Annotated in this window: 18 protein-coding genes; 12 read left to right on the top strand and 6 right to left on the bottom strand. The window is 44.6% G+C overall.

What is annotated here, in order from left to right; translation table 11 throughout:
• Positions 1 to 157 precede the first annotated feature (157 nt).
• The 3 genes from M3N64_RS13080 (at position 158) to M3N64_RS13070 (ending at position 3,274) form a co-directional block, all read left to right on the top strand.
• On the top strand, positions 158 to 823 hold the full coding sequence (locus M3N64_RS13080) for a haloacid dehalogenase type II (RefSeq protein ID WP_249103548.1): 666 nt from the start codon (positions 158 to 160) through the stop codon (positions 821 to 823).
• Positions 824 to 1,733: 910 nt separating this feature from the next.
• Positions 1,734 to 1,919 (top strand): hypothetical protein, encoded by a 186-nt coding sequence (locus tag M3N64_RS13075; protein ID WP_249103546.1) that lies wholly within the window; start codon positions 1,734 to 1,736, stop codon positions 1,917 to 1,919.
• 509 nt (positions 1,920 to 2,428) lie between these two features.
• Complete coding sequence (locus M3N64_RS13070) at positions 2,429 to 3,274, top strand: oxidoreductase (protein WP_249103544.1); 846 nt, start codon at positions 2,429 to 2,431, stop codon at positions 3,272 to 3,274.
• Positions 3,275 to 3,360: 86 nt separating this feature from the next.
• Here M3N64_RS13070 and M3N64_RS13065 read toward each other — a convergent pair whose 3' ends face one another.
• Positions 3,361 to 4,320 (bottom strand): NADP-dependent oxidoreductase, encoded by a 960-nt coding sequence (locus M3N64_RS13065; protein ID WP_249103543.1) that lies wholly within the window; start codon positions 4,318 to 4,320, stop codon positions 3,361 to 3,363.
• A 306-nt stretch (positions 4,321 to 4,626) separates the two neighbouring features.
• Between M3N64_RS13065 and M3N64_RS13060 the strand changes: the two genes are divergently transcribed.
• Complete coding sequence (locus M3N64_RS13060) at positions 4,627 to 5,772, top strand: glycosyl hydrolase family 18 protein (protein WP_249103541.1); 1,146 nt, start codon at positions 4,627 to 4,629, stop codon at positions 5,770 to 5,772.
• Between the two features lie 88 nt (positions 5,773 to 5,860).
• On the opposite strand, the gene M3N64_RS13055 is transcribed toward M3N64_RS13060, so the two are convergent.
• The 3 genes from M3N64_RS13055 to M3N64_RS13045 all read right to left on the bottom strand — a co-directional run bounded on the left by M3N64_RS13055 (position 5,861) and on the right by M3N64_RS13045 (position 6,638).
• Positions 5,861 to 5,977, bottom strand: a complete 117-nt coding sequence (locus M3N64_RS13055) for a YjcZ family sporulation protein (RefSeq protein WP_249103539.1) — start codon at positions 5,975 to 5,977, stop codon at positions 5,861 to 5,863.
• 92 nt (positions 5,978 to 6,069) lie between these two features.
• Positions 6,070 to 6,348, bottom strand: a complete 279-nt coding sequence (locus tag M3N64_RS13050) for a DUF3243 domain-containing protein (protein WP_249103536.1) — start codon at positions 6,346 to 6,348, stop codon at positions 6,070 to 6,072.
• A 122-nt stretch (positions 6,349 to 6,470) separates the two neighbouring features.
• Positions 6,471 to 6,638 carry a hypothetical protein gene (locus M3N64_RS13045; protein ID WP_249103534.1) on the bottom strand — a complete coding sequence of 56 codons (168 nt, stop codon included), beginning with the start codon at positions 6,636 to 6,638 and terminating at the stop codon, positions 6,471 to 6,473.
• A gap of 81 nt (positions 6,639 to 6,719) precedes the next feature.
• Between M3N64_RS13045 and M3N64_RS13040 the strand changes: the two genes are divergently transcribed.
• Together M3N64_RS13040 and M3N64_RS13035 are read left to right on the top strand one after the other, a co-directional pair.
• Complete coding sequence (locus tag M3N64_RS13040; protein ID WP_249103532.1) at positions 6,720 to 7,487, top strand: DUF3298 and DUF4163 domain-containing protein; 768 nt, start codon at positions 6,720 to 6,722, stop codon at positions 7,485 to 7,487.
• Positions 7,488 to 8,010: 523 nt separating this feature from the next.
• Entirely contained in the window at positions 8,011 to 9,168 is a 1,158-nt protein-coding gene (locus tag M3N64_RS13035; protein ID WP_249103530.1) for a cation:proton antiporter, read from the top strand.
• 28 nt (positions 9,169 to 9,196) lie between these two features.
• On the opposite strand, the gene M3N64_RS13030 is transcribed toward M3N64_RS13035, so the two are convergent.
• Positions 9,197 to 9,973: a carbon-nitrogen family hydrolase gene (locus M3N64_RS13030; RefSeq protein WP_249103527.1), complete on the bottom strand. Its 777-nt coding sequence runs from the start codon at positions 9,971 to 9,973 to the stop codon at positions 9,197 to 9,199.
• A gap of 111 nt (positions 9,974 to 10,084) precedes the next feature.
• Here M3N64_RS13030 and M3N64_RS13025 point away from each other — a divergent pair, with 111 nt between their 5' ends.
• Positions 10,085 to 11,365 carry an ArsB/NhaD family transporter gene (locus M3N64_RS13025; protein ID WP_249103526.1) on the top strand — a complete coding sequence of 427 codons (1,281 nt, stop codon included), beginning with the start codon at positions 10,085 to 10,087 and terminating at the stop codon, positions 11,363 to 11,365.
• Positions 11,366 to 11,564: 199 nt separating this feature from the next.
• Entirely contained in the window at positions 11,565 to 13,106 is a 1,542-nt protein-coding gene (guaA, locus tag M3N64_RS13020) for a glutamine-hydrolyzing GMP synthase (protein ID WP_249103524.1), read from the top strand.
• A 349-nt stretch (positions 13,107 to 13,455) separates the two neighbouring features.
• Here the strand turns inward: guaA and M3N64_RS13015 are convergent, their stop codons facing one another.
• Positions 13,456 to 13,983: a DUF2892 domain-containing protein gene (locus M3N64_RS13015; protein WP_249103517.1), complete on the bottom strand. Its 528-nt coding sequence runs from the start codon at positions 13,981 to 13,983 to the stop codon at positions 13,456 to 13,458.
• 451 nt (positions 13,984 to 14,434) lie between these two features.
• Between M3N64_RS13015 and M3N64_RS13010 the strand changes: the two genes are divergently transcribed.
• The 4 genes from M3N64_RS13010 to M3N64_RS12995 all read left to right on the top strand — a co-directional run bounded on the left by M3N64_RS13010 (position 14,435) and on the right by M3N64_RS12995 (position 18,887).
• Positions 14,435 to 15,289 (top strand): restriction endonuclease, encoded by an 855-nt coding sequence (locus tag M3N64_RS13010; protein ID WP_249103515.1) that lies wholly within the window; start codon positions 14,435 to 14,437, stop codon positions 15,287 to 15,289.
• 131 nt (positions 15,290 to 15,420) lie between these two features.
• A complete protein-coding gene (locus tag M3N64_RS13005) occupies positions 15,421 to 16,377 on the top strand; it encodes an MBL fold metallo-hydrolase (protein ID WP_249103505.1) in 957 nt (318 codons plus the stop codon).
• Positions 16,378 to 16,612: 235 nt separating this feature from the next.
• A complete protein-coding gene (locus tag M3N64_RS13000) occupies positions 16,613 to 17,698 on the top strand; it encodes an Ldh family oxidoreductase (protein WP_249103504.1) in 1,086 nt (361 codons plus the stop codon).
• Between the two features lie 772 nt (positions 17,699 to 18,470).
• Positions 18,471 to 18,887, top strand: a complete 417-nt coding sequence (locus M3N64_RS12995; protein WP_249103502.1) for a hypothetical protein — start codon at positions 18,471 to 18,473, stop codon at positions 18,885 to 18,887.
• Positions 18,888 to 19,547 lie beyond the last annotated feature (660 nt).

Genomic DNA, 19,547 nt, shown 5'->3' with positions numbered 1-19,547 from the left:
AACCAATGGAGTACCGAAATAGGAGAAATTGAACATGTAAATTGCGAACAACGGTCACAAGTAGAGAATGAAACAGGCCGTTTTTGGTATTTTGTTTCATTACTGATGTAAAATGAAGTCGTGGAATCCACAACAAATGCTGAGGGGGAAACTTTAAATGTCGATAAAGGCCTTTGTTTTTGACGCTTACGGAACGTTGTTTGATGTCTATTCTGTTAAGGAAAAGTGTGTGGCGCTTTATGGAGACAAAGGGGCTGAGCTGAGCGTTTTATGGCGTGACAAGCAGGTTGAGTACTCATTTTTAAGGCAGTTAATGGGCCAGTATAAACCGTTTAGCCAGATCACTCAGGCCGCTTTAAAGTATGCCATTCACCAGCTTCATCTTGAATATGATGCCAGTAAAATGGTGGATTTAATGAAGTCATACGAGCACCTTGAACTGTATCCGGAGGTTGTTTCTGCATTAAAAGAATTAAAGGGAACGGGAACAGTGGCGATTTTTTCCAATGGTTCTCGGGATATGCTGGATCCGCTGATTGAAAGTTCCGGGCTGTCTCCGTATGTTGAACAAGTCATCAGTGTTGATGAAGTCAAACAATATAAACCGACCCCGGCGTCGTATACACAAGTACTCAATCGACTGGCGGTTAATCGTGAAGAGGTACTGTTCTTCTCCTGCAATGGATGGGATATTTCGGGTGCGAAAAGCTTTGGATTCAGGACAGCCTGGATTAATCGCCATCATTTACCCGTTGAAGAGCTGAATCAGCAGCCTGACTCCGTTCATGATGATTTAAAGGGTATATTGGAATGGATAAACTGATGTCGTATTTATAAGGTAACATTGATTAACAGGGCGTGCGTTAATTGATGTTCTTTTTTCGTATAACAGGTAATGATCGGCCAGAAATATGAATGAATCCGCCCCCGGCAAATCGTTCAGCATGCGGAAGGTCCGCATTTTCTCGTACTATAAGGAACTTTTGCTAAATGCGCATACGTCCTGCGCGCAACGTGGAAGCCACCGCATCGTGCGGAAGCAAGGACCAGACGCTTTTTGCCCGGTTTTTCTAAAATGCGCCCATTTGTAGTGAACTACGGTCTTTGAACAACAAGTCACATAATGTTCACATTTGAAGCCGGAATCGGGACTAAAAGACTACCATTATTTTTGCTCACATTGACGAACAATGATATAGAGGAATGGAAACGTCAGCAATTAAAAAAAACAAGACACTCTTGGAGATTGTATCACTGCTGAAAGAAAATGAGGTCATGAAATCCACAGCAATCGCAGAAGAGCTCGGCAGAAACTCAAGTGATGTGATTAAAATGCTGTGAAAAAAAGATTATGGCAATATTTTTAAAGTTGAGATTAATAAGGATGAAAACAATGTGATCAAGCAGCCCGCTTACCGGCTCAAAAGCCATATCAGTGAAGCGCTGGGATGAAGATGAATAAACATAAACGCACTCTGTGGTTTGAACGGGCAGCCAAGGATATAACAGGTGAAAATTTCAGTATTGCGCGTTGAGGCAGAGGCCGTCTGTATGTTTGGCACCCTTGAGGTGTTTTTATTTTAGCTATAAGAAAGTTTAAAATTCAGCGGATTATAGTGTAAGTGTGACGGCGGCTTCGCCCGTGTCAAAGGCCTGGCAAAGCCAGGTTTTCTAATGCATAACCTTTCTCCAATTGCATAATCATTAATAATCATATAATTGGAGATGTTGGCGTGAAAATAAAAGTATTTACAGATCATGATGCAGCGCATCTTGAAAACTCGGTTAACGAATTTCTTATTGCACATGAATCAACTAAGGAAATCAAATTCATCACGTCGCTTAGAGCGATGGATGACTTGGTTCCGGGAAATGATGTGCATCTGTTTTATTCCGTTTTGGTCGTGTATAAAGAATGAGGAACAATAGGCGAGAAGAGCAATCTTACACTGTTATATTGTTTTTCAGTGTTTATTGCCGTTAGACAAGCCTTTGCATATTTACAATAGCTTCTGATCATTCTTTGGTCTTTTCGATCCTGCGTATTTTTTGTATGATTGGCTTACTTACCGTCATCTCTATTCTTTTACTTATTTTCCTTGATAAAGTGCAGAAAGATCTGCACCCTTCTTCTTTCCCCTTTATGCGAGCTTCTGTTGCAGCCTTGATTGCCGGTTGATTCATATAGCGTCATAATCCAATTTTGAGCAACGTCTCTTTCAGGGGTGTGCTAATGGGTACGGAGCACACTGCACAGGTAGCTGAAACATATTTATCCCGGTAACCTCCGCATCGATATCGGCTGACAAACACATGGTCATCAAGCGGACGTCCGATGAAGAAATAATTTGGCGCTGCATAAGGGTGTTCAGTTGCGGAGAGTGAGAAGCAGATTATATACTTAGGACATTCAGGGAGGGATGATCTGATGAAGAAAGTGTGGTTTATTACTGGAGCGTCGAGAGGGTTCGGGCTTTCTCTGAGCAGGGAACTGATCCGTCTCGGCTATCCTGTCGTGGTCACCGCGCGGCGCGTTGAAACGGTTTCTGAACTGGCTGAGGGAAAAGATCAGGTTCTGGCCCTTCCGCTCGACGTCACGGATCAGGCGCAGGTACGCAGCACATTGCAAAAGGCGCTGAATCACTTTGGGCGAATCGATGTGCTTGTAAACAACGCCGGATTCGGTTACTTTGGGGCCATTGAAGAAGCGGATGAAGAAGCGGTACGCCAGCTTTTTGAAACCAACTTCTGGGGACTGAGCGATCTGACACGTGCCGTCCTGCCAACATTCCGGAGTCAGGGAAGCGGTCACTTTGTCAATATTTCATCTATCGCCGGACTTTCTTCCGCGCCGGCACTTGGCTATTACAATGCGTCAAAATTCGCAGTAGAAGGCTTTTCGCAGGCACTGGCACAGGAAGTCGGACCGCTTGGAATTAAAGTGACGTTAGTTGAGCCGGGTCCGTTCCGTACGGACTGGGCCGGAAGTTCAGCACCGGAGCGACAGGTGAAGATCACGGATTATGACGCGACGGCTGGGGAAAAAGTAAAGCAGCTTCGCAATAATTCCGGCAAACAGCCTGGTAGTCCGGATCTTGCCGCAAAAGCGATCATCAAGGCAGTTGAAGCGGAAAACAGCCCGCTCCATCTCCCGCTCGGTAAAGGCACGGTTCCACGAGCTCTGCAGCAGTTCGATGATGTGCGAAAAGATTTTGAGGAATGGCAGGAAGCTGCCTCTCACGTCGATTTCGGTGATGACGCTTTCTGGAACTGAACGGGCGAATCGAATGCTTGCAGGTAGATAAATAAATTGAGCGGCGCTTCACCGGATGCTGAACCGATGAGGCACCGCTTTTTGATTCACTCTGCTTCTTTTGTAAAGGAGTCAAAGCTAACGACAATTTTACCGCGTGCATGACCGGTTTCACTCAGTCTGTGCGCCTCTCTGATACTCTTTTCAGAAAAGGGGAGAGTCGTGCCGGCAGATGCTTTTACTTTTCCTGATGCAAGCAGGTCAGCAATCTCTTTTAACTGGCGGCCGTTTTCTTTCAGCCAGATGGACTGTGCCTGTACATGGTACTCAGAGATGAGCTGCGGATCAGGAGCATTGACAATAGATATAAGTCTGCCTGATCCCTTTTTCAGCACTTTGAAGCTTTCTCGCTGAACTTGCCCTCCCACTGTGTCAAATACGAGATCCATATCATGAAGCACACGGGTGAAATCCTGCGACTGATAATCAATGGTTTCATCAGCGCCAAGTTTCTTAACGAAATCGTGATTTTTTGCGCTTGCAGTCGTGTACACGCTGGCCCCCTTGTATTTGGCAAATTGAATGGCAAGTGACCCCACACCGCCGGCGCCGGCATGAATGAGCACTTTTTCTCCCGTTTTAAGCTTTCCATAATCAAAAAGTGCCTGCCAGGCAGTAAGTCCCGCAAGCGGAATGGCTGCGGCTTCTTCAAAGGATAAATGATCAGGTATGCGTGCAAGAAGGTCTTCATCTACTGCTGTATATTCAGCATAAGAACCTCTGGGAGTCGTTGCCGGTCTGGCGAAGACACGATCTCCCGCCTTCCATTCACTGACCTGGTCACCGGTCCTGACAATCACTCCGGCGACATCCCAGCCAAGTATAATAGGAAATGTCCAGTCAAAGGCCTGTTTCAGATAACCTTCTCTTAATTTCCAGTCAATCGGATTGATGGAAGTGGCGGACAATCGGACGATGACCTGATGTGCCTCCGGTTCAGGCATTGGCACTTCTGCCTCATGGAGCTGGTCAGCACCGCCGTATTGATGAATCACAATTGCTTTCAAGCCATAGGCCCCCTCATTATTGAGTCTTCATCGTCTATTCTACACATACATACACTGAAGTTCATTTGATCTGCTTTCCCGGATCATCCAGAAGATTATTTGACTGAATATATTCGAAAGAATCGCTTATTTATTCTCGCGGGTTCATAAATTATGGGAGGAATAGATTTATTTAATACTATAAGAAAGCATATAAATTTTAAGGAACATAGTATAAGTGCGACGGCGGCTTCGCCTTCGCCAGAAGCTTGGTGAAGCCAAATTTTCTAATGAAGATCACGGTTATTGTGAGAGGAGTCATGAATCATGAACATTCATGTTGTACAGGATGGAGAATCATTGTGGGGCATTGCGAACCGATATCAGGTGCCGCTCGTGAATGTGGTTGCGTTAAATGATCTCGCTTTTCCTGACCGGCTTGTTCCTGGTCAGGCATTGGTCATTCCATCCATGCCGCCTGTTTTTGCGCCTGAAAGACCGGTGATTGAGGTGAACGCCTATACTTATCAGCCGGCGGCGGAAGCGGCGGCGGAAATTGTTCGGCGTAACGCTCAGCTGACCAATGTCATTCCATTTGTTTATCATGTATCGGAAGACGGGACTCTGGATGATCTGGACGATCAGGAATCAATAGCAACTGCATATGCGCACAGCATCATGCCGATTATGTCGCTGGCTAATTTTTCACTGAATGAACCAGGTGCCGATGTCGCCCATGCCATTTTTACTTCTCCGTCCACCCGTGATCGTCTGCTGTCGGCAGTGATTCGCGTTATGAGGCAAAAAGGATATCGTGGCTTAAACATCGATTTCGAAAGTGTCCGGCCGGATGATCGGCAGGGATTTAATGATTTTCTGCAGTACGTCGTTGACCGCCTGCATCCGCTCGGGTATCACGTGTCTACAGCCGTGATGCCCAAAACAGCTGTTGATCAGCCACAGGCGGACTATGTAGCATACGATTATGAAGCGCACGGACGAATCGTTGATTTTGTTGTCTTAATGACGTATGAATGGGGCTATCGATTTGGTCCGCCTCAGGCCATATCACCGGTGAACGAAATGGAGCGGGTTGTGACGTACGCATTATCGGTCATGCCTGCAAGCAAAATTTCCCTTGGATTTGAAACGTATGCGCGTGATTGGCTGCTTCCGCACAAAGAAGGCCAGGAAGCGGAAACGTTTAGCCCGAAGGAAGCACTTGAACGCGCAATCGCGCATAGTGTCACGATTCAATTTGATGAAACAGCACAGTCTCCGTTTTATCATTATGCTGGCAGTGATGGACAACGCCATGAAGTCTGGTTTGAAGACGCAAGAAGTGCTCAGGCAAAGTTTGATCTGGTCCGATCATATCACTTAAGGGGAATCACTTACTGGGCACTCGGCTTTCCCTATCCGGAGAACTGGGCACTATTGGAAGGCAATTTTACAGTTGGCAAATGGCTCTGACAATTATGCTCATAACGGATAAAGCAGCAAAGAGCACCAGATTGCGGGCGCTCTTTGCTGACAGATGTTGAGTGACGTCTTTCGCTCATTAGTAATAAAACGCGGTTCCAACGATAATCAACAAGATGAATAGTACGACGAGGAGTGCGAATCCATTGCCATACCCAAATCCATTTCCGTGTCCATCAACTGCGGGTGCTCCCATGACGGACCCTCCCTTCATCACGTGATAGTTCATCATATGAATGAATGGGCAGATTGGTATGGGCTATTTTCAAGGGAGAGCTGGGGGAAACATTATTTCTGAACGACCGGCTGCTGCTTAGTCCCATTATTTGCGACAAGCTTCATGATCAGGCGGGCAATGACTTTATGTTCCTGTTCATCGGCAACACGCCATAAATCCGAAAGCAAACGTTCCTGTTCATTCTCAGGATCAACATGGCCCGCTAAATAGTCCCCGATTTTTGTTGCGAACTCATTGATGGTTTCATCATTCACACCCAGGTTCTCTGCCTGGTGCATTCGATCAGCCAGAAAGTCTTTCCAGCGATCCCAGTTGCTGAGCAGTGACATATAAATAACCTCCTTTGATGCCATTATTTTGGACGGCACGCGTGATTATATGCATCTTAACAGAAAATGTACCGATCAAAAAACTCCCTGCATTCCTGCAGAGAGTTTTTTGCGTACCGTCGTCAGCTTTGCGGGCTGAATGAATCGGTAATATTCTGTGCGGCTTTTCCCATCTGGTCCATCGGCTGTTTTGCCCACTTAGGCATTTTGTTCTGGTTGCCTCTTAGCCAGAAAAACGCGGCAGTAGCGCCGCATCCGGCAACAAAAGACCAAAAAGTCCCATTTCCCATTGTTTTCATCTCCTCAAATTGTGGTGCAGCTTTATTGTTCGTTGTTTGCGGAGAAACATGTAATGAAAAAGCAGGAAACCGATGGATGACCTTGATCGTCATAACCCATTTGTGCCGGGGCATACTAAGCACAGAGAAAGGAGACACAGTACATTGAAGAAAAAGTCGCTTGTTTTGCTTGCTCTTTGCCTCAGTCTAAGTTCATGGCTGTTTGCGGCAACTGATGCACATGCGGGTGCATGCCTTCCAGTTCACTATCGGATTGATCGTCTCTCTGAAGGCATCCACTATCCAGTGCTCACATCAGGTTTTGAAGATCAGCAAACCATGGATCGTGTCAACCAGGTTTTCCGCCGTCATGCTGAAGAAATCAGAAAGACGGATATAAAATATAAGAAACAGTATGCGCATGATCAGATGATCAGTGCGGCAGGGCCTTACTACGCGCATACGCAGCCATCGATACGCTTTAACGATGATTGTCTGCTCAGTGTTTCGTTTCTGGATGAGTCCTTTACCGGCGGTGCCCATGGTATGCACAAAGAAACTGTGTATAATTATGACACACGCAGCGGCCGCCATATTCATCTGAATGAGGTCATTCAAACGAAGAAGGAATTGAAAAAAGTCAATACTTATTTAATGGATAAAATGAAAAAACTGAAAAATGAGGGGCGCTATGATTTCTTTCTTGACGCATTCAAGGGGGTTGACGTTGAGAACGGTCAGTTTTATTTCGATCATCACGGGATTGTAATCATTTTTCAGGAATATGAAGTTGCGCCTTATTCAAACGGGATCATTCATTTAAAGGTTCCGTACCACATCTTCATTGAAGATCGGAAATAATGTGAAAGATCATACATCCATTTCAAAATTTTACCGATATTAACACATTTATGAGCAGATCCGTTATGCTGTAAGTGTTCAATGAAATTGTGTTTGTTAACTTCCCCCTGTTATACGTTATACTTTTTGAACCCTTACGCAAGGGTTTATTTTTTTAGCCTAAATTAAATGTTGCCTGTCTGATCCATGGCACATATTTTTTTAAAACGGACGCATTGTTTTAAGCATTTCTTAATAAACGGCAGTTACTATAAGAAGTGTTAAATCAATGAACAATTGTTTAACCTCCCCCTTTTTATAAGAACAACTTTTTCGAACGCCTGAACGAGTGCAGGCGTTTCTTTTTTTTGGGGGGACAAGTCATATACTTTTCTGTTTTTGGGAAAGAGCGTAACAGACTATTGACAATGCCGTGGTGCATTGAGTATTCTTAAAATAAGATAAATGAATAGAAACGTTTTCTTAGGTGGAGCCTGTCAGAACAGGCTCCCTTTTTGCTTTTTCAGGGAGATAAGGAGGAAAAATGGCATTCATTATTCAGCTTGCAATGATCATTGCGGCAACAAAAATAGCCGGGCATGTCAGTGTCCGGCTGGGACAGCCCGCCGTTCTCGGCGAACTGATCATCGGTATATTGATCGGTCCCGCGCTGCTTGGACTGGTTCCGGATTCGGAAATGATGCATATTTTCAGCGAAATCGGTGTGCTGATGCTGATGTTTATCGCTGGTCTGGAAACGGATCTTGAAGGACTCAGAGACAGCGCGCGGGCTTCGTCAGCGGTGGCGCTGGGCGGTGTGATCTTCCCGCTTGGGCTTGGCTGCCTGACCGGTTTGCTGCTCGGCATGGACATGAGTCATGCGGTGTTTCTCGGTCTGACTCTGTCTGCGACATCAGTCAGCATCTCGGTTCAGACGCTGAAAGAACTGGGGAAACTTCAAACCAGAGAGAGTGTGACGCTGCTTGGCGCAGCCGTACTCGATGATGTGCTTGTGATCGTCCTGCTTGCTTTTGCAATGAGTTTTTTCAGTGATGCGCAGGCGCCGATCTGGTGGATCATTGCTGAAAAATTTCTGTTTTTTGCCTCGGCCATTCTGGCAGCATGGAAGGGGGTTCCCTGGCTTATCCAGCTGTGCGGCCGGTTGAGGGTTTCAGAGCCAGTGATTGCTGCTGCACTGGCAATAGCGTTCCTTTTTTCCTGGTACGCAGATCTGCTTGGTGTGGCCGGAATCATCGGCGCGTTTATTGCCGGAGCAGCGATTGCGCGGACATCATTTAAGGAACTCATTGAACACAAAATAGAACCAGTTGCCTACAGTATTTTCGTTCCCGTATTTTTTGTCAGCATCGGGCTTAAGGTGACGTTCAGCGGCATTGAGCATCATTTGGGTTTTCTCATAATCATCACAGTAATCGCCATTTTGACCAAATTGGTCGGTTCCGGTCTGGGAGCCTGGCTGAGCGGTTTTTCGCTGCTGTCTTCCAGCCGTATCGGGTCGGGCATGATTTCGAGAGGCGAAGTGGCACTGATTCTGGTCAGCATCGGTATTGATGCGCATCTTCTGGATCAACAGTATTTTACGCCATTGATCATTATCGTGATCTTAAGCACACTCGTGACGCCGCCGGTACTGAAATTTCTGTTTGACAAAAAAGAGGCACCGGCGCGCGCAAACAAATAGCGCGTGAACAATCACGCGCACGACGGACTTAATCGATTGGAACGCGATGCCTGAGCTGAGGGAAATCTTCGCGAATTCGGCTGACAGAAGCAGGATCAATTTTCGCGGTAACGATCGATGCGTGTTCATCGCCGGTTGCAAGCACCCGGCCCCATGGATCGACAACACGGCTGTGCCCGCCAAGCACAACACCCTGATTCGTCCCGACACAGTTGCAGGAGATAAGAAAGCACTGATTCTCTACAGCGCGGGCCGCATTGAACAGCTGCCAGTGAGCCAGGCGTGCAAGCGGCCAGGCGGAGGTAATCAGAAACATCGTCGCACCAAGATCCAGCTCTTTGCGAAACTGTTCGGGGAAACGCAGATCATAGCAGGTGGCGAGCCCGACTTTAGCAAACTCGGTCTCGACAACCACTGGATCCGTCCCGCGCGTCAGCAGTTCACCTTCCTTGGAGCCATAGGTAAATAAGTGGATTTTACGATAGGATCCGATCAGTCTGCCCTGCCGGTTGAAGAGGACGCTTGTGTTATAAAAGTGTCCGCCGGACTGTTCCACGAAGCTTCCGGCAAATAAATAGGCATTCAATTCGCGGGCCTTTTGTGCAAAATGAGTGACGAAAGGCCCGTTCAGTGGTTCTGCTTCCTTCGTGTAGCGGTCAAAGGTATTGTAACCGGTCATCCAGATCTCCGGAAGCAGAATCAGATCGGTGCCTTTTAGGCGGTCAAGCTGTGCGTCGGCCATCTTCAGCCGGTCGGCCGCCGTGTCGGTATCGTTGATCTGAAGCTGCACAGATGCAATGTTCATAAGCAGTGGTTCCTTTCATAACGGCTTTGCATTGATTATCGCACAGAAGAACCAGGAAATTCAAAAGAAAACGGAGCATCATCCAACAAAAACAAGGGAAGATCATTAATTATGGAACATGAAGCATGGATGGCTATCATCATTTTTATTACGGCTTATGGACTGATTATTACGGAAAAAGTGCATCGAACGATCGCTGCGATGTCAGGTGCCGCATTGCTTATTTTCTTTGGTGTGCTTTCTCAGGATGCCGCCATCAAAGCGATTGACTTCAATACTATCGGCCTTTTGACTGGCATGATGATCATAGTCTCGGTTACGGCACAGACAGGATTGTTCAAATATATCTCGATTCACGCGGCGCAATCGGTGCACGGCCGGCCGCTTGCGCTCCTGATCGTCTTTTCGCTAATCACAGCGGTTGGTTCGGCTTTCCTGGATAACGTTACCACTGTGTTGCTTGTTGTTCCGGTAACGCTCAGCATTGCCCGTGAACTGGAGATTTCGCCGACACCATTTCTGATGTCGGAAATCTTTATGGCCAATATCGGCGGCACTGCAACAATGATCGGCGATCCACCGAACATCATGATCGGCAGTGCCGTGCCGGAACTGAGTTTCATGGATTTTATTTTGAATCTTGCCCCGGTCATTCTGATCATTACGGCTGCTACTCTGTTCCTGATTGCTATTATTTATCGTCGTTCTCTGCGAGGCAGTGCAGAAGCTCAGGCGCGGATTGCCCAACTGAACGCGGGCAGTGCAATCAAAGATAAAGTGTTGCTGACCAAGTCGCTCCTCGTCCTGCTGCTTACCGTGAGCGGCTTTTTCCTGCATCAGACTGCACACGTGGACACGGCAACGATTGCGCTTGCCGGAGCTTTTCTGCTTTTGCTCATCTCCGGAGAACGTTATCTGGAACAGGCGTTTGCCGGTGTCGAGTGGCCGACCCTGTTCTTTTTTGTAGGGCTGTTTATTCTCGTCGCCGGACTTGCAGAAACCGGTGTGATTGCGGCGCTGGCGAAGCAAGCACTTAATCTGACCGGCGGACAAACGCTGCCGACGACTTTTCTGGTTCTCTGGATGAGCGGGATCGCCTCATCATTTATTGACAATATTCCATTCGTTGCAACGATGATCCCGCTGATTAAAGATATGGGCGAGCTCGGGATGACGAATCTTAAACCGCTTTGGTGGAGTCTTGCTCTTGGCGCCTGTCTCGGCGGCAATGGGTTGCTGATTGGTGCGAGCGCCAATCTTGTCGTTGCCGGACTTTCCGGACGCGGCGGTCACCGGATAACGTTCCTCGGTTTTATGAAATTAGGCATCCCTGTCATGTTGCTGTCACTCATTATTTCGACCGTTTATGTTTACGCGCGCTATTTGATCTGATGGGTTGATGAACATCGTATTCATTGTTAAAATAGGAAAGTAATTCATAAGAGCGTCAGGACAATGGAAATCGTGAACGAAACTGGAAGCTGCTTTCGGCCTCCGGCTTTTTAAATAGCTGACTTATATAAATTATGTTATGGACACGGAAATGGTCCGCACGCCGGATCGATCAAAACAGATGGGGTGGAGCAAAAGGATGGGACAGGCAAACAACTTGATTCTGGTCATGGACTTCGGCGGTCAGTACAACCAATTGATTGCGCGGCGTATTCGTGATTTAGGCGTATACAGTGAATTGTTTCCCAATACGCTGACAGCAGAACAGATTAAAGAAAAAAATCCAAAGGGCATTATTTTCTCGGGCGGACCGAACAGCGTCTATGATGAGGGTGCGCCGCTGTGTGATCCGGCTATTTTCGACCTGAACATTCCGATTCTCGGTATCTGTTATGGCCTGCATCTGATCAGCAGGCACTTTGGCTCAACCGTAGAACGTGCGGATCACCGTGAATACGGCAAGGCAGAAATCACGGCCAATACGGAAAATCCGCTTTTCAAAGGGCTTCCGGAGCAGCAAACGGTATGGATGAGTCACGGCGACCGTGTGAAGACGCTGCCGGAAGGCTTCAAAATCGAGGCGAGCAGCGAATCATGCCCGGCTGCCGCACTGGCAAATACAGAAAAGAAGATCTATGCGGTTCAGTTCCATCCGGAAGTGCGCCACTCGGTACACGGCAACGAACTGCTCAGCAATTTCGTCTACGGCATCTGCGGCGCGGAAAAAAGCTGGTCAATGGAACACTTTATTGACGAACAGGTTGAAAAGATTCGCGCGACCGTCGGCAATCAAAAAGTGCTGTGCGCGCTGAGCGGCGGTGTTGACTCATCCGTTGCCGCGGCACTCGTTCATAAAGCAATCGGCGATCAGCTGACCTGTATCTTCGTGGATCATGGCCTGCTCCGCAAAGGCGAAGCAGAAGGCGTTGTTGACACATTTCAGAACCATTTTCATATGAACTTCATTCATGTCGATGCCAAGAAACGTTTCCTGGACAAGCTCGAAGGCGTCAGCGATCCGGAACGCAAACGCAAGATCATCGGCAATGAATTTATCTATTTATTCCAGGACGAAGCCAACAAGCTCAAGGACATTTCTTACCTTGTGCAGGGCACACTCTACACAGACGTTGTCGAGAGTGGTGCCGGCGGCTCATCCCAGAACATTAAATCGCACCACAACGTCGGCGGCCTGCCGGAAGACATGAAGTTCAAGCTGATCGAACCGCTGAACACGCTGTTCAAAGACGAAGTCCGCGCGCTCGGCACCGAGCTCGGTCTTTCCAATGACATCGTCTGGCGCCAGCCGTTCCCAGGACCGGGCCTCGGCATCCGCGTTCTCGGCGCAATCGACGAAGAAAAGCTTGAACTCGTACGCGAATCCGACGCGATCCTTCGTGAAGAGATCAAGAAAGCCGGTCTCGACCGCGACATCTGGCAATACTTCACCGTCCTGCCGAACATCCAAAGCGTCGGCGTCATGGGCGACGGCCGTACCTACGATCACTGCATCGCGATCCGTGCCGTCACCTCGATCGACGGCATGACCTCCGACTGGGCACGCATCCCATGGGACGTGCTCGAGAAGATCTCAACCCGGATCGTCAACGAGGTCGAACATGTCAACCGCATCGTGTATGACGTGACATCCAAGCCCCCAGCGACGATAGAGTGGGAATGAATGGAAAATATTTACAAATATTGTTTGCAATGAAGCTACTGGTTTAATCTCGTTTTGGAAATGGTAGAATGGATAAAATCAAGTAAATATAACATGATTCCCCACCAAAAGTAATGGAATGGTGGGGTTGATTTTTGATTTAACATTTTACGATTGGACTAATAAACGGAAGTTTTAATGGACAGCTTTATTCGGGGATTTGAGTTGGGGCAGAGCCTATTTCAAGCATTTCCTCATATTCAGATCACCCTATTTACACAAGTATACGGACTTAACTCTTATTGGTGGAAATGAATGTGCAACATTAAAAAGATGCCCTAAAGTTCAGGACATCTTTTTGATGATTCTATCAAATCGAATCTTTAGTCTGTCCACTGGACTGCATCTGGTTTAGGATACGATCAGTATTTTTAGTAATATTACGCGATTCTTGAAATGTGCTCATGGCTTTTTCGATTTGCTCTGCCAACTCTCTTGCATGGTTTGCTTCAAAAAATGGTAAATTAATTTTTTTCTCTATACCTGATCTTTCGTAGGAAAATGTAGTAAGAATGCCACTTCCAAAAATTAAGAATCCAATTAGTGCTAATAAAACTGCTCCAAGTCCCAAATTGCCTAATGATGCAATTCCTGCCAAAAAGACCAAGGCACCTAAAGCCATTCGTCCCAGCTTGAACGAGGATGAAGTATAAACATTTGAAATTGCTTGAAGTGGTGAACTGTCCTTCTGTAATCCAGCCGGAATTAATCCGAAAAGAATGGTGTTAGGGATTTTTACACGTAAAAATTGTTCATCGACAAAAATGGTGCCCTTTACCCAAAAAGCAGCCAGACTTACAGAAAAGTCTTTGTTATTGCTGATTGTATTGCTTTCCATAATGCACCCTCGCTTTCTAAAATATTAGTTTTTTGAATACATAGCACCATTATTATAGCACTACATGATATATATTAACATTAAACCAAAAATTATTTTTATATTGATGAGTTGCTATTATAAAAAGGATTTTCAGCAATCTTGACTTGAATTTAATCATTTAAGAGATTGTAATATATATAGGCCCTAAGATCATAGGACAATAGATGATAATTGAAGTTGCGAAAATGGGAAATTATGTTAGATGGAGATGTATGCAAAAATAAATAATAAAAAATTGATACAATGGTTGAAATCGGAGAACAGGTAAATATAGATTTGTTTTAATGAAAATGAGAGGCAACAGATTTATTATGGAAGAGGACGGCATAAGCACATATGAATGGGAAAAAGGAAAATAAAATGGAACAATCCATTTATCTGATAGAATCAGTGAGGAAGGGGTTTGAAAATGCACTCTAAATTTCATTATACATATGATCAACTCATCGAACCAACCTTTAAAGCGCTGAAGTATTTAGGCGGCTCGGCTTCGAATGAAGAGATTAATGACCACATCATTGAAGAATTGTCTATACCTGATGAACAGGCAGAAATCATGTGGAATAAAACGACCACGACTTTAGCCTACCGGGCGTCCTGGGCACGTACTTACTTGAAAAAGGCCGGTTACATCATCAACAGTAAAAGAGGAATTTGGCAGTTAACTCAAAAGGGTGAAGAGACGGAACTTGTTCATTCTGCAGATATTATTAATGCTGTACGTATTCTTGAAAAACAGCCTAAACTCAAAGAATATGTATTGGATAGTAATGACGACGAGGAAGTTGAAAGCAATGAGGGTCTAAATGAAAGGTGGAAAGACAAGGTACTGCAGTTAATCAATCTAAGTTCGCCTAAAGACTTTGAGAAACTCTGTGGCATGTTACTTCGAGAATTAGGATTTATTAATGTATCCATAGAAGGCCGGCCGAATGATGGAGGTATTGATGGGTTGGGTGTCATGAAACTTGGGCCAGTATTGACTTTTCATGTTGCTTTTCAGGCGAAACGCTATCAGAACCCAGTTGGTTCTGCCGTTATTCGTAATTTCAGAGACTCTATGCAAGGCAGGGCAGAAAAAGGCATTGTCATAGCGACCAGTACATTTACACGGGAAGCGATTAGAGAAGCAAAAAGAGACGGTGCAACAGCTATTGATCTAATTGATGGTGACATGCTGACTGATTACATGAAGAAATTAGAGATCGGGATTCACACAAAAATGGTTGAACAAGTAATGGTAGATGAAGAATACTTTAAATAACCAGTATTTATTAATTTTCAAATGAGTTGTAAACGAATCCTAGTTTCACCAATAGGAAAGAACAAGTCATCATAAGCATGCAGGAGACTTAAAAATCCGTATCTAAGAATAGTCAAAGGAGTTGACTATATTTGACCACGTTTAAAGAATCCTTTCCTAAATTTAAATTTTTTTCATTGACCGCACTCGCTGATGGTGTCTGGGCAGCGCTTTCTATACCGGGAACAGGATCATGGTCAAATGCGGGAATTATTGATATAGGGGATCAAACAATTGATGCATTCGCTACACCTACGGCTGCCGACGATTTACGCATGGCTGCTGAAAAATTAACGGGCCGACCAGTGACCCTTGTTCTGAATAGCCATTATCATCTTGATCATGTAAATGGGGATCAAGTCTTTCATAATGTACCGATTATTAGTACAAGAATTACACGAAAACAAATAGCTGCTCAACAGCCCAAATTCATAGAACTATTTAAGAATAGTACAGGGCTTTTAGATCAAACAAAGGCAGAGATTGAACAAGAAAGGAATCCTGAAAAACGTCAGGAGTTGGAGAATTTACTTGGCGAATATTCAATGATTATAAAAGATACGGAAAGGTTTAAACTCACGCTGCCAACGATCACTTTTGACGATAAGATCATTTTAAATGGAGCGAGAATGTCGGCCGAACTTATCACCTATGGCGGGGGACATACAATCAGTGATGCCTTTCTTTATCTGCCCAAGGAGCAAATACTGTTCCTGGCTGATCTGATGCACATCGGATATCATGCTGATGTTAGGCAGGGAAATGCGGATCATTGGATTGATATATTGAAAAAGGTTAAAAAACTAAAGATCAAGAAAGTCGTTTCCGGTCATGGAGCCATTGGGACGGCAAAAGATGTAGATGATATGATCGATTATCTCTACACAATTAAACAGATTGCCGCAGATTGGCGTCAACATGGAGGGACCATTGAGCGTATAAATGAAATCGAAATGCCCGCGAACTATGCATCTTATGGGGCACCAAGTATCTTTCATTACAATATAAAATCTTTAATAGAGAAAGAAATAGGATTAAGCAATTTGTAAAACTGGTGAGAAACGAAGAGATTAAGCACACATCCACGATGGGTCATTGATACGTTTGCCCAGCTTATGTTGTAGTATAATAAGCGTTGAGGCAATTGTCAGAATCACGAGAATGAGCGGCATCATGATGAAAATCGTCCTTGTTTGATAACTGTATTTCAAAGCAAGGGCTTTTTTCAGTAGGCAAAATTCGAATCCGTAGGAAACCAACTACAGGACGGAAAGGGAGATTGTCATGAGAATTAGTGCAGAGTCTGAACGTACATATTTGCAAAAGGTATTTGCGGCAATCGGTTTTTCAAATGAAAACAGTGCCCTGCTCGCTGATACACTGGTGGATGCTGATTTGCGCGGTATTTCATCTCATGGTATTCAGCGATTGGCATGGTATGTAAACATGGTTAAAGAGCACACCATTGAACCAAAAAATGAAGTCAAAGTTTTGAAAGAAACAGCGACAAGTTTACTGATCGATGCCAACAAAAATATGGGTCAGGTGGCCTGCGCACTGGCTATGCATAAGCTGATTGAGAAAACGAAGAAATCAGTTGTTTCAATCGCCGTCATCCGAAATTCCAACCACTTTGGGACCGCCGGGTATTGGGCGCGAATGGCTGTTGAGGAAGGGCTTATTGGAATTGCCAATACGAATACGCGACCGCTGGTTGTCCCACCCAATGCAACACAGGCTTTTCTGGGGTCAAACGCGTTTGCTTTCACCTTCCCGGCAGAACCACATCCGTTTGTGTTTGACGGAGCAACGTCCGTCGTATCCAGTGGTAAAATTCAGGTTCTAGACAAAAAGAATCAGGAAATACCCGGTGAATGGGCGGTTGATAAGGAACGTAAAATTGTGAAGAATGCCCGGAAAGCTGAGGATATTCTTGCGACAGCAGCCTTTACGCCCCATCAAAAAGGCGGCGGTGTCTTAACACTTGGCGGCATTGGAGAAGATAATTCAAATTACAAAGGGTTAGGAAATTCGTTGGTTGTCGAGTTACTGACAGGAATCTTAGCGCAGGGATCTATTTCTGCAGATACAAGTGTCGGCAAACATGATTTTAGTCAATTTCTGATGACGATTGATCCGTCGTTCTTTGGTGATTTGGATACACTGAGGGACAATGCCACGAGCATGTTTAATCGAATCCGGAACCTGGAGCATCTGCCGAATACTGAGATTAAGATTCCGGGTGACCGCGAGTATAAATATTATGCTGAAAACAGCGAGAACGGGGTTTCAGTAGACGACAAGACTGCTGAGGATCTGAAACGAATTGGTCAGGAATTGAATGTACCTGTGCCGGAAACATTGTCATGATTGAATGGACAATAAAACCTCCGAAAAAGCTGCAATAGGCGACGGAGGTTTTATTTTTCAAGTGAATTATTTTTGCCCTTTTTCATTGCCATTTCTGTACTCATAAACGTAAACGCTGCGTGCCATGGTTTCTTGAAGTTAAGGATTTATACAAAGAAAGAGTTAAAGTTCGTCACAGGATTGGAAGTGAACGATTCTATGATTTTAGTTTTTGGAGATGAAGAGATCTTTGGTGAAGGATGTCATGAAAAGATTGGACGAACGCTTTAAATGCCGATCTCTTTTTTTAGTTGCATGATTTCATAAAAATAACTCTGGTTGTGTAATTTCGTTAACTCTAATCCTATTTGATAATACCTCCCTCCGATTTTTTTATGCTTCATCGTGATAATCGATATTCTCAGTTGACAGTAAAACAAAGGCAATAAATGATAGCCATTGGATATATGGACATGTTTTATTTGATATTTACTCATCATAAATATATTTTTCCATTTTTTATCATCATAAAAGAGGAAACTAAAAGCTAATTTAACCAAATCATATTGTTTTGTTAAACCTGGCCACTTGGTGTCACTTTTGTTTTGATTTTCATGATGATTAGAAACTTATGCATTTGTATTAACTCTATTTTAAAAATTTCAACATATTGGTTACTTTGTCCGATTTCCATCACTTTTATAATACACTGGTTTTTAGAAGATTTTTTCTCCTCCAATCATGTTGATAAAGTTAGTATTACCTCCAATAAATAAAGAAAAAAGGTCTTAATTTGAAAAAATGGATCGCTGTGGGTGTCCTGTTTTTACAGCTAATACTCCTTACTGCGTGCAGTGGCGCGCAACATAATACTCAATTGGAAAAAAACGTTTCCTCGCTTGCTGAACATAAAAAGAGCATCGACATTAATTCCTACACACATTTTAAATGGGATCGAGCCTATCTATTTGGCCCCTACACATCGCAGAAAAATATAAATAAAGAATTAGGATTCAAGTTTAGAGATCCGAGTGATCTTGATTTTCGAGATGATATCTATCTACTCGTTTTTGTAAAAGACAAACAGGTCATTCAATATGCAGAGCTGCCATGCTTCAAATCAAAAAAATCAATTGACTATTCAATCAGCTATGCATATGGGAAAATGTATCTCACACCTGACCGTGCAATTATTTACATAAATAAATAGAAGAACATGGAGAACAGCTAAAACCTGAAACATTAAAACGGCTTTAAGTCGGGCAGAATCTGGTGTGAAAGGTGAGGACAGAAACAGTCAATTCCCCATATATTTCCTGAGTTTATCCTCAAAGAGATTATCGCACGGGCTAATCGTTCAAGCAAATCTGTCGCTTTAACAACAATACGAGACTCTTCTCTGGTGAAGATTGCCTGCATCGTCTTAGCTGCCCACTCATCACAGAAATCGATGAGTGACTCTCTGAGGACTGCTCCGCTTGCTGTTATACTCAGCAAGATCTTGCGTCCATCAGTAGGGTCGGGGTCGCTTGTATCCATCCGCTATTTTTCATTGGTGCAATGATTTGCGAAATAGCCTGAAGGAAACATGTTCAGAAATGGCCGGTGTTTATAGCAAATGGGATTCCCCATTTTATAAAGGGTGTGCTGGGGCAGAAAAACCAGACACCATTCGGCAAACCTTCATCGGCAGTTGTTAATGTACTTTGGGGTTGGTCTAACCTTGTTATCGGTGTGGCCTTTTTATACTTTGCTCATTTGCGGGCTAATAAAACTACTGGGCTTTCATAATATTTGCTTTAGCTTTATTACTCAAAGCACTTGGTTCAGCCAACCAATGGTCAAAGCATCCGGAATTTAATAAGTAACT

The sequence above is a fragment of the Sporolactobacillus mangiferae genome (assembly GCF_023336505.1).
Lineage (GTDB): Bacteria > Bacillota > Bacilli > Bacillales > Sporolactobacillaceae > Sporolactobacillus > Sporolactobacillus mangiferae.
The sequence above is the reverse complement of the archived record's forward strand: the minus strand, read 5'-3'. Positions and strand labels throughout refer to the sequence as shown.